Origin of the sequence: Streptomyces sp. NPDC051172 (assembly GCF_040682555.1) — a bacterium.
Classification (GTDB): domain Bacteria; phylum Actinomycetota; class Actinomycetes; order Streptomycetales; family Streptomycetaceae; genus Streptomyces.
Map to the genome: position 1 here is coordinate 1 of NZ_JBFBBE010000204.1, position 10139 is coordinate 10139.

Sequence of the window (10139 nt, forward strand, 5' to 3'; positions counted from 1 at the left end):
TCCGTATCCGCTCCGGGAAGCCATCCCCCACCACATGATCACGAGCCACAAGCCCCGGATCCTAAAGGATCACCCGGCAAGGAAGCGACGTTGGCACATCAGGCGTGGACCAGAAGGCGATCCCAGCCAAGAAGGGCTTACGGCCGCGCTTCCACTACCCCTTGCCGATGCCGGAACCCTCCCACGTCCCCAGGGACGTCGCGGCCCGGGCCCAAGTGTGGAAGGAGTCTTACGGGTGGACCGAACCAATCACCGATCCCAACTCCGATTACTCCGGAATTGCCATGGGATGGTGCCTTGGGAGGTTCTCCACCCCAGAAACCAGCAAGGCAGTGCTCCACGCCGTCGGCTGCCTGCTGGAGTGGTCATTCGCCATCGACGACGAGGTGCTCGATCACCCGGACGCCCGCAGCCGGTCCAGCGAGGTCATCCGACTCGTGGGCCAGATCATGCACGTGATGGAATCTCCGGGATACCACGTACCGAAGAATGCACTCCCCCTCACCGCAGCAATCCATGACGTGATGGAGCAAATGCGCGCGCAGTGCACACCCACACAAGTGGCCCGCGTGAGCACCGGACTCAGGTGCATCCTCGTCAGCGGCGTGCACAAGATTCACATGGACGAACCCGACGAAGACGAATATCTCGCCCTGCGCATTCACGACGTCGGCGGTTACACATACGCCTCGATGATCGAAATGTGCGGCCCGGCTCCCATCCCGGACGAGGTCTGGAACGCACCGGCAGTCCGGGCGCTGATTGGGTGCGCAGTTCTGTTAGTCGGAGTGGAAAACGATGTCGTCTCCTACCACAAGGAAAAGGCACAAGGTCAGACGTCTCCGAACTTCGTGGGAATCCTGGAAGCGACCCGCGGACTCTCCTTCGACCAGGCCGTCACCGCGGCGATCGAGACGCGCGACCGCCTGATGCTTCTCTTCCTCCGTCTGCGCGAGCGCCTGCTGCCCACAGCTGAGACGCCCCTGCAGTACCTCATCGACCGACTCGGCCAGTTGATCATCGCCAACACCGAAGTCACCCGGTGCGCGCGGCGCTACAACCCGCCACCCGCACAACGCATGGCCCCGGAAGACGTCATCAGGACACCCGGATGCTGGGCACCCTCACTGTCGACCACCGACACCAGCCCCCTGCCCTACCCGAGCGTCTCCTGGTGGTGGGACCACTGCTGAAGATCCCCTGACCCAGCCGGCCATGACGTTCGAGCAACAATCCGCGAACCCCCAAAGAGCCGTGCCTGGGGGCTGAGCAGGCACACAGGAACAAGCCCGTCCGGCACTTCCGGGCGGGCTCACGTCCCCCTCCTCCTCCCGAGCATCGGGAAAGACGGGCGATCCTCTCCGGGTGATCTGCAACGACGTAGTGCATCACCGGCACAGGTCGACGCCGACGTCACGGCCGAAGCTCTTCGACTTGCACAGCATCCACGTGTTCCGACCGAACCCACGGGCCCATCGGTCTGAAGCAGACCGGTGGACCAGTGGGTTCAGGCTGAAGGACTTTCGGTTTCCTTGAGCCCACGGGGATCTCGGGGGTCCGCTCGTTTAGCTTCCGCCAACGGACAAGTAGCGCTCCGTAACCGGAACTACAACGCCGATCCAGTCCACGCTTAGCCCCACGACCTGCCGTTACACCGACCACGAGTGACCTGCTGTCAGTACTCGATGGACAGTCGACGACCAACACCACCTGGTTGCACACAACTGGCCACCCGCCTACTTCAGCTCCCCCGGCGACTGGTCGGTTACTAATAGTAGTGGGCGACCACTCTCCGTCTGCGCTCATATTCGGCGCCGCGAGTCACACCAACCTAGATATAAGGCGACACAGGAGACATGGGTGGTCACATATGGCGTACAAAGGGCATATGGGTGTGCGAGGGAAATCGGACGACCATCTCTTGGAGCAGCGTGCGGGACGCGGGATGCTGGTGATCGCGCTCGCACTGATCGTGGCCATCACCGTGGCGGACATCGCTGCCGGCACCGAAGTTCATCTGGGCCCGCTGCTGGTCATCGCGCCGACCTTGACCGCCTCCTTCGCTGGTCCGCGGCTGACCGCTCTGGTCGGGGCTCTGGCCCAGGCCGCCCTGGTGATCATCTCGGTCTTCCACGGCGGGCTGACCACGACCAACCACCTGGCGCAGCTCATCGCCCTGGCCGTGCTGTCAGCTCTGGTGGTCTTCATCTCCTATGTTCGGGAGCGGCGAACACGAGAGCTGAACCGGCTGCGGTCGGTGGCCGAGACAGCGCAGCGGGTTCTGCTGCGGCCTCCACCTCGCCGGATCGGGCCGCTGCGGGTGGCCTGGCTGTATCTGGCCGCCGAGGACGAGACCCAGATCGGGGGCGACCTGTTGGCGGTCGCCCGCGCCGACCATCCCTGCACCCGCGTACTCATCGGCGACGTTCGAGGCCATGGGCTGGCCTCCATCGGCGAGGCATCGGTGGTGATGGGGGCTTTCCGTGAGGGCGCTCACCGCTACGCCTCCTTGCCCGAGCTCGTCACCGCCGTCGAAGACAGCGTCTGCCGGAACCTGGAAGAGGTCGCCGATACCACGCACGACGCCGGCGAGCACTTCATCACCGCAATCATGATCGACATCCACGATCAGGGCCCGCAGGCCGAGATGCTCAACTGCGGCCATCCACCGCCCCTGCTGATCCGTGGTGACCAGGTGACCGCCCTGAACTCCCGTCGGCCCGCACCCCCGTTGGGCCTGTGTTCCCTCTGTACGCGGAACGACCGCACCGACCCGTTCACCTTGGAACCGGGCAACATGCTGCTGCTGTACACCGACGGCGTGATCGAAGCCCGCTCACCGACCGGAGCCTTCTACCCGCTCGCCGAACGGGTCGCCTCCTTCCCCGCATCAAGCCCCGACGCTCTACTGCACCACCTGCACCGCGACCTGCTCGAGTACACCGGTGAGCAGCTCACCGACGACGCCGCCTTCCTGATCATTGAACGCACCCCGTCACGCCATCTGCACCTGCCGCACCTCATGTCCCATGCCGGCGGATCTCTCCCGTCCACGACCGCCTGACCGCCACCGCCTGGCCCGCTGATCGCGTTTCGCCATTCCCTCACCCCGCGAGCCGCATTTCGTCGGTTGCCCACGACACCACCCGGGGTATCGCGCGAAGAAGCACACGGGTGCGGGCCAGAGCTGGACCAGCTGGCGTTCCCCGTGGTCGCCGATTCCGGGTTCGGGGTCGTCGGCATGGCAGTACAGCCGCATGCGTACCCAGTCGTCGGCGTCCGGGGTGGGTGGGAGGCGAAGGGGATGCGACCACTTCGTCAGCAACACCTCGCCGGAGGGCCCTGGTACACCGCCACATCGCGGACCTTGTCCTCGAGCACATTCGGCCAGTTCACACCGATGACCTGCAGGAAGGAAACGACTTCTTCAGGCAGCTCAATAGCCACAGTGCCCCCGTCCGGCAGCAGCAAAAACCAGCTCAGCACGTTGGTGGAGGGCGGGCAACAGCAGGGCAAACGCTCCCTGTTGATGCTTCCGACAGCGTCGGCCCCAGCGAATGTGTGAAGCAGTCAGGTCTGGGCGCAAGGCTTCGGCGTCTCAGCGGCCACGTGGGCGATCGGACGGGTAAGGCAGCGTTCGACCAGCCGCAGACGGCCTGCGAGGGGCAGCGGCGCGTTGCGATGAACCGTCCGCGTCAGCGTGCGCCGGGACGCATCGCAGCCGCGGTGTCCGCCGCAACGGCCAGCGCATCGGTGAGCGGTCGGCCGAGCAGTCCCACGAGGTCGGGGCTGGAGTTGCTCAGGAACCCATGGCGGACGCTGGAGGCGATCGAGGCGAGCATCGGCGGCTGGAACGGCAGCAGCGCGTCGTCAGCGAGGATCCGGGCGCGGTACTCGCTGAGCCCGATCGCCCGGTGGGTGACTTCGAGACGTTCGGCGACGTCTTCGGCGGTAATCGGGTCGCCGACCAGGTCGTAGGTCTTGTCGGCGTGCACGGTCGGGTGGCTGGCAACGATCGCGGCGGCTGCGGCCAGGTCCGCCCGCGCCACCGCGGAGAGGGCGCCATCGCCAAAAGCTGACTCCAGGCCATCGAGTGTCCATGCCAGCAACGCTCCGAAGAGCTCGGCGTAGAGCCCGTTGCGCAAGATCGTCCACCCGAGACCGCTGGCCTTGACCAGGTCCTCAGTGGCGCGGTGGGCGAGCGCGAACCCCAGGTGATCGCCAGTGCCGGTCAGGCTGGTGTAGATCACGTGTCTGACACCGTCGCGAACTGCAGCGTCGAGAAGAGCCCGGTGGCGAGCGATGACCTGGTCGTCCTCGGCATACCCGGCCGAGACCAGGACGAGCGTCGAGACACCGGTGAGGTCCAGGCTGGTCGGGTCCTCGAAGTCCAGGTGGCGTTGCCCGTCGGCGGGTGCTCGGCTGCCGCCCAAGGCGGGCACCTTTCGGTCGGCCAACTCCTGGAGCGTGAGGGAAGCGAGCTGTCCGTTCGCGCCGGTCACCATGATCATTGCGGTTCAATCTCCTACCGTGGTTCTCTTCGGTAACTACGGTGAGCCTGAACCGGCCATGGTCGGCCCGCAAGGAGGCAGTTTCGTGTCAGTGACGCACACAGACGTAACCGCTGGGCCCGCAGAGCTCGAACCGTGCGGGCAGCCGGACCATCCCGACTGCGGGATCCGCGACGTGCTCGACCGCGTGGGCGACAAATGGTCGGTCCTCGTGATCGTCGAGCTTGCGAACGGGGCGCGGCGCTTCCGGCAACTTCAGCGCGCGATCGATGGGATCTCCCAGCGGATGCTGACACTGACCGTGCGTCGGCTGGAACGCGACGGGCTGGTACTTCGGACCGTCTACGCGACCGTGCCCGCCCAGGTCGACTACCGACTCACCGAGACCGGCGCAAGCCTGACCCACCTCGTCAAGGCACTGGCCGACTGGTCACTCGAACACCGAGACACCATCGCCCACGCCCGCCAGGCATACGACGCGCAGCATCCCGACAACGAGATCCGATGACCGTCGGCATCGACAACGTCATGACCCGCAACAGTTGGGCCGCGTTCATAGGTGAACTGAAGTCCCGTCAGCCATAACCCGGTCGGCTGCGGACCGTTCCGGCCCGCTGCGTGCCACGCGAAAGCAACGGGCGGGGCGGACCAGGACACTGGCTGACGGCAATGGATGAGCCCACGCAACACGCACCCGAACTCCCGCTACCAGGACCCCATCTGGTCCGTGGCCCCGCTCATCGACAACCCCAGCGCGAGCCTGGGCAAGATCTACTGGAAGAACCGCCCCGGCGAGGCTTCCGACCCGATCCCTGCGGTCGCCGAACACTGCCTCGCCCTGCGTGAGTGAACCGGGCAATCCCGCGCAGCGAACGTGTTCGTTACGATCGGGTTATGACCGTAGGAAGAGAGCCGATCAGCCGCCGGGACCGTCCGGCGAAGCCCGCCCTGTCCCGGCGTTGGATTGTGGACACCGCCGTGCGGATCATGCGGGCGGAGGGCCTGGGGAAGGTCACGATGCGCCGCCTGGCGCAGGAGCTGGACACCGGCCCGGCGTCGCTGTACGTCTACGTCGCCAACACCGCCGAGTTGCACGCGGCCGTTCTGGATTCCCTGCTCGGCGAGGTCGACCTGACCGGGCGGGACGGCGGTGGGGGCTGGCGCGAGCAGCTCCGTGCCGTCATGACGTCGTACACCCAGGTGCTGTTCGAGTACCCGCAGCTCGCGCGGGCCGCACTCGTCGCCCGCCCGAGCGGTGAGAACTACCTGCGCCTGGTGGAGCGCATCCTCGACCTCCTCTCGCAAAGCGGCGCCGACCGCGAGCAGGCCGCCTGGGGGGTGGACAAACTGCTCCAGGATGCGACAGCCACGGCTGCCGAGCACTCCACCCGTGGGGACGACCCCGCCTCCGAGGACGACTGGAACGCCACCGTGCGTGCCCTGCACGCCGTGGACCCCGCCACGCATCCGGCGATCACCGCGCACATGCCCGCCCTGATCGGCGGCTCGGTGCCGGACAGGATCCGCTGGAGTTTCGACGTTCTCATCAACGGCATCACGCACACGCCTGTCCCGGGCGCAGGGGACTGAGCCCGGGGCCGGGGGCCCGCCCGACGGCGGACGCCGCCAGGAGACACGGAAGTCCACCTCGCCGCCCCCCGCCACCCGGCATGGAACTTGTTCGTAGCGAACATGTTCGTTACGGTGGCGGCAGTGGCCAAGGCATCCCTTGCCGCCCCGCCGTGCACGCCGCCCCAGCAAGGAGCCTTGCGGCGGCGGTGATGACTCGGCGCACCGAGGTATTCCCCTACTGCTTCAGGAGGCGCTCATGAGCACCAGCCATTTCCCGATCGCGATCATCGGCGCAGGTCTTGGCGGCCTGACCGCCGCCCGCGTCCTGCACGCCAGCGGCATCGAGTCGGCGATCTTCGAGTTGCAGGCGTCGGCGGCGGCCCGTACGCAGGGCGGGATGCTCGACATCCACGAGACCAACGGGCAGAAGGCCCTGCACGCCGCCGGCCTCCACGACGACTTCCTCAAGATCGTCCACGAGGGCGGCCAGGCCATGCGCCTGCTCGGCCCCGACGGCACGGTGCACGTGGCCGAGGAGGACGACGGCACCGGCGACCGGCCGGAGGTGGACCGCGGCGACCTGCGTGACCTGCTGCTGGGCTCCCTGCCCGACGGCACGATCCATTGGGGCCGGAAGGTTATTGGGGCCCGGGCGCTGGGCGACGGGCGTCATGAGGTGACGTTCGCCGACGGCTCGGCCATCACCACCGATCTCCTGATCGGCGCGGACGGCGCCTGGTCCCGGATCAGGCCGCTGGTCTCGAACGCCTGGCCCGCCTACGCCGGCATCTCCTTCGTCGAGACCGACCTGTTCGACGCCGACACCCACCACCCGCGCAGTGCAGCGGTCATCGGCGGCGGGTTCTTCATCGCCCTGGGGGACGAACGCGGTCTCCTCGCGCACCGGGAGAGCGACGACAGTCTCCACGTCTACACCGCGCTCAAGGTCGACGAAGGCTGGCTGGACACGGTCGACTTCACCGACCAGGCCACCACGAAGGCCGCGGTCCTCGCCCACTTCGAGGGCTGGGACGAGGACCTGCGCGCCCTGGTCGCCGACGCGGACACGATCACCCCGCGCCGTATCCACGCCCTGCCCGTCGGGCACCGCTGGGACCGCGTCCCGGGCGTGACACTGCTCGGTGACGCCGCCCACCTGATGTCCCCCTTCGCCGGGGAGGGCGCCAACCTCGCCATGCTCGACGGCGCCGAACTCGCCCTGGCCATCGCCACCCACCCCGGCGACATCGAAGCCGCCCTGGCCACGTACGAGGAAGCCCTCTTCCCGCGCAGCGAGGCATCCGCCGCCGAGTCCGCCGCCAACCTCGACACGATGTTCAGCGAGAAGGGACTGGAGCAGTTGGTCGCCTTCTTCACCTCCGGCCCGGCAGCCCAGTGAGGCCGACCCCGACGGCCATCGCTCCCTCAGCCACCGGACCCCTCAGCCACCGGCCCCCCGCATCCAGGAGCACCGCATGACCGCACCCGTGCCGCGCGCCGTCCCGGTACGGCCCGGCCTCGACCTCGACCTGCGCGAGGCCGGCACCAGCGGCAGCCCACTGCAGCTGCCGAGCGCCCGCCCGGCCTACGGCTCCATCCGACCTTCAGCCGCGCCCACGGCCGCCTGACCGTAGACCGTATCCAGGAGGCAGCTGGCCGAGAGACACCCATCAGCTGCACCAACAAGCCGACCGCATACAGCAGCACCCAGCAGCGCATCGACTGCCCCGCCTTCACCCAGGGCACCAGCGGCAGCCCCTGGATCAACGACGACGGCAAGGTCGTCGGCGTCCTCGGCGGCTACGACCAGGGCGGCGACACCGACGACGTGTCCTACAGCGTGACACTGGGCAGCCAGGCGGCCGACCTGTACAAGACCGCCATCAGCGGTCCGTGATCCGCGCGACCGCCCGTAGCCTCCCTGTCCGCATCGGTGAACGTTTGCCGGGCGGTCCTGCATGATGTCAAGCAGTGTCAAGGTCGTGGAGACAACGCATCGTCCCGCCGCGCGGATGATCTGCCTGGATGCGGCCACGACGGCTTCGCTCTGGCGCGCATGCCGGCGCAGCCCCCGGCCGCTCAGCTCTTCGGGGTGAGGTCGAAGGCGGGGTAGGACGGCGTGGGCAGCCCGAAGCCGGACGACGGGTAGCCGGACGGTGCGGGGGATGCCGTGGGGATGCCGTTGTCGTCGCAGAGCTGGGGCGCGGACGGCGCGAACACGTGGAAATCGACCACGCGCTTGGTCGGGAAGGTGACGTCGTCGCCGACGATCGTGTTGCCCGTGCTGATCTTGGTCGGCAGTTCGCGGTCCTTGAGCGGTGCGCCGACGTAGATCGCCTCCAGGAAGCCGTCGCAGGGGCTGGCCTTGGCCGAGGCGAAGCCCTTCGGTGGCTTCACGTCGTGGACCTCGCGGCCGTCGATGTGCAGTTCGGTGCGCTTGAGGAACTGCAGGGCGTAGTCGTAGTTCACTTCCCTCGAAAGCGGGTCGGCGGGCGAACTGGCGTTGGACGGCCGGTAGTTGACGCGCCAGTACTGGACCTGGACGGTCACCCGGTCGCACAGGGGCCCGTCGAATCCGGGCATGGACTTGGGGAACCGGACCTCTCCCGGGCCCAGGGCGGGCGTGCCGACCTGCCCCCAGTGGACCCAGTCCACCGCCTTCGCCGTACTCCACTTCGCGTTCGGATGGCAGCCGGCCCCGTTCGTGGGGTAGATGTCCGACGGTTTGACCACAGGGGTGGGCGAGGCCGTCGAAGGGGTGGTGGCCGGGGCCGCCGCGGTCGTCGTCGCGGAGGGGCCGGAAGCGGCGTCGTCACCGCCTCCGCCGGAACAGCCGGCGGCCGCCAGCACCGCCACAACGACTATGGCCGCACGAACCCGTCTGTGCGCAGTGGCCATCCCGTTTCCCCCCGTCCACCCGATGGACAACCATGCTCCCAGGTGAAGTTGCCCGTCGGCCATGACGGAAAACTCACGTTTCGCAGGGTTCGAAGCGGGCGGCGGGCGCTCAGAGGCCGTCTTCTCCCGTTGTTTCATCCCGGGATGCGAATTTGATCCGGGGATGTCGGGTCGCGCCAGGAGGTGGTGTTCTCGCCGGTGAGGCGGTGGGCCATCAGGTCGGTCATCGCCAGGCGGATCATGGCTTCGGAGCGGTGTGTGTGGGTTTCGTAGTCGCGCGCCAGGCGCCGGTGCAGCATGAGCCAGCCGTAGGTGCGCTCGACCGCCCAGCGTTTCGGGATCGGGGTGAATCCCCTGCTCCCGGGGCGCGTTGGACGATTCCGAGGTCGATGCCGAGGGCGGCGGCGTGCTCGACGAAGTGCTTGCGGTAGCCGCCCTCGACCCAGACGTTGCGCAGGGTGGGGTGGTCGGTGGCGGTCTGCTCCAGGAGGGTGCGGGCGGCGGTGGAGTCCTGGACGCCTGCCGCGGTGACCAGCACCGCCAGCAGCAGGCCCAGGGTGTCGGTGATGATGCTGCGTTTTTGGCCGACGATTTTCTTGCCCGCGTCGATGCCCTGCGTCCAGGCGGGGACGCAGGTGGAGGTCTTGACACTCTGAGCGTCGATCACGCAGGCCGAGGGGTGGCGGTGCTTGCCTTCCTGCTGGCGCACCAACTCCCGTAAGAGGCCGTTGAGCTGGGCGGAGAGGCCGTCGGTCAGCCAATTGTCCCCATAGAGCTTGTGACAGGATCTTGCTCAGGTGCCTGGTCGGGCGTGACCGTGATGGTCTGACTGTTCGTGTCGAGTGACGACTCGGACGTGGATCGTCGGACGACGGCTTGTGGGCGCGGATCGAACCACTGCTGCCGCCCTGGCCCGAGCGGTCATCAGGCCGCAACCGGTACCGGACCGGTCAGGGGCGCAGCAGGGTACCGGCGGCCTCCTCCAAGAGGGCTACGGCAAGGAGTTCGCCATCCACAGGTCCGAAGCGCTCCAGGGCCAGCCGGTGGATGCGCAACACTGAGCGACTCCGTCGGGAATCTTGAGGACGGGCAGTAAACGATCGTGACGTTGCGTCAGGCTCGTTGGAACGTTCCGCCCATGTTTCGCAGGAGCCCGAC

The 10139-nt window shown here is 67.6% G+C and carries 9 protein-coding genes and 2 pseudogenes; 8 read left to right on the forward strand and 3 right to left on the reverse strand.

Going from position 1 to position 10139, the window contains the following annotated elements:
- The first annotated feature begins 104 nt into the window (after positions 1–104).
- Positions 105–1193, forward strand: a complete 1089-nt coding sequence (locus AB0N07_RS48310) for a terpene synthase family protein (protein ID WP_365846954.1) — start codon at positions 105–107, stop codon at positions 1191–1193.
- Positions 1194–1888: 695 nt separating this feature from the next.
- Positions 1889–3064, forward strand: coding sequence for a PP2C family protein-serine/threonine phosphatase (locus AB0N07_RS48315; RefSeq protein WP_365846956.1), 1176 nt, complete (start codon positions 1889–1891; stop codon positions 3062–3064).
- A 631-nt stretch (positions 3065–3695) separates the two neighbouring features.
- Here AB0N07_RS48315 and AB0N07_RS48320 read toward each other — a convergent pair.
- Complete coding sequence (locus AB0N07_RS48320) at positions 3696–4511, reverse strand: NAD(P)H-binding protein (RefSeq protein WP_365846958.1); 816 nt, start codon at positions 4509–4511, stop codon at positions 3696–3698.
- 85 nt (positions 4512–4596) lie between these two features.
- Between AB0N07_RS48320 and AB0N07_RS48325 the strand changes: the two genes are divergently transcribed.
- The 6 genes and pseudogenes from AB0N07_RS48325 to AB0N07_RS48350 form a co-directional block, all read left to right on the forward strand.
- Complete coding sequence (locus AB0N07_RS48325) at positions 4597–5019, forward strand: helix-turn-helix domain-containing protein (RefSeq protein WP_365846960.1); 423 nt, start codon at positions 4597–4599, stop codon at positions 5017–5019.
- Positions 5020–5184: 165 nt separating this feature from the next.
- The gene (locus tag AB0N07_RS48330; RefSeq protein WP_365846962.1) at positions 5185–5361 is read left to right on the forward strand and encodes a hypothetical protein; all 177 of its coding nucleotides are present in this window, start codon (positions 5185–5187) and stop codon (positions 5359–5361) included.
- A gap of 44 nt (positions 5362–5405) precedes the next feature.
- Positions 5406–6101 carry a TetR/AcrR family transcriptional regulator gene (locus tag AB0N07_RS48335; protein ID WP_365846964.1) on the forward strand — a complete coding sequence of 232 codons (696 nt, stop codon included), beginning with the start codon at positions 5406–5408 and terminating at the stop codon, positions 6099–6101.
- A gap of 238 nt (positions 6102–6339) precedes the next feature.
- Complete coding sequence (locus AB0N07_RS48340; RefSeq protein WP_365846966.1) at positions 6340–7482, forward strand: NAD(P)/FAD-dependent oxidoreductase; 1143 nt, start codon at positions 6340–6342, stop codon at positions 7480–7482.
- Between the two features lie 76 nt (positions 7483–7558).
- Positions 7559–7711, forward strand: a complete 153-nt coding sequence (locus tag AB0N07_RS48345; protein ID WP_365846968.1) for a hypothetical protein — start codon at positions 7559–7561, stop codon at positions 7709–7711.
- Positions 7712–7740: 29 nt separating this feature from the next.
- A pseudogene (locus AB0N07_RS48350) lies at positions 7741–7980 on the forward strand (serine protease); the annotation flags it as partial.
- 182 nt (positions 7981–8162) lie between these two features.
- On the opposite strand, the gene AB0N07_RS48355 reads toward AB0N07_RS48350, so the two are convergent.
- Positions 8163–8981: a hypothetical protein gene (locus AB0N07_RS48355; protein ID WP_365846970.1), complete on the reverse strand. Its 819-nt coding sequence runs from the start codon at positions 8979–8981 to the stop codon at positions 8163–8165.
- A gap of 134 nt (positions 8982–9115) precedes the next feature.
- Positions 9116–9732 (reverse strand): annotated as a pseudogene (locus tag AB0N07_RS48360) (transposase); the annotation flags it as partial.
- Positions 9733–10139: the final 407 nt, after the last annotated feature.

What these genes read in the sequence shown, in the direction of transcription:
- AB0N07_RS48320 (WP_365846958.1), bottom strand. Translation starts at nt 4,511, where the DNA reads ATGATCATGGTGACCGGCGCGAACGGACAGCTCGCTTCCCTCACGCTC.
- AB0N07_RS48345 (WP_365846968.1), top strand. Translation starts at nt 7,559, where the DNA reads ATGACCGCACCCGTGCCGCGCGCCGTCCCGGTACGGCCCGGCCTCGAC.
- AB0N07_RS48330 (WP_365846962.1), top strand. Translation starts at nt 5,185, where the DNA reads ATGAGCCCACGCAACACGCACCCGAACTCCCGCTACCAGGACCCCATC.
- AB0N07_RS48315 (WP_365846956.1), top strand. Translation starts at nt 1,889, where the DNA reads ATGGGTGTGCGAGGGAAATCGGACGACCATCTCTTGGAGCAGCGTGCG.
- AB0N07_RS48335 (WP_365846964.1), top strand. Translation starts at nt 5,406, where the DNA reads ATGACCGTAGGAAGAGAGCCGATCAGCCGCCGGGACCGTCCGGCGAAG.
- AB0N07_RS48355 (WP_365846970.1), bottom strand. Translation starts at nt 8,981, where the DNA reads ATGGCCACTGCGCACAGACGGGTTCGTGCGGCCATAGTCGTTGTGGCG.
- AB0N07_RS48340 (WP_365846966.1), top strand. Translation starts at nt 6,340, where the DNA reads ATGAGCACCAGCCATTTCCCGATCGCGATCATCGGCGCAGGTCTTGGC.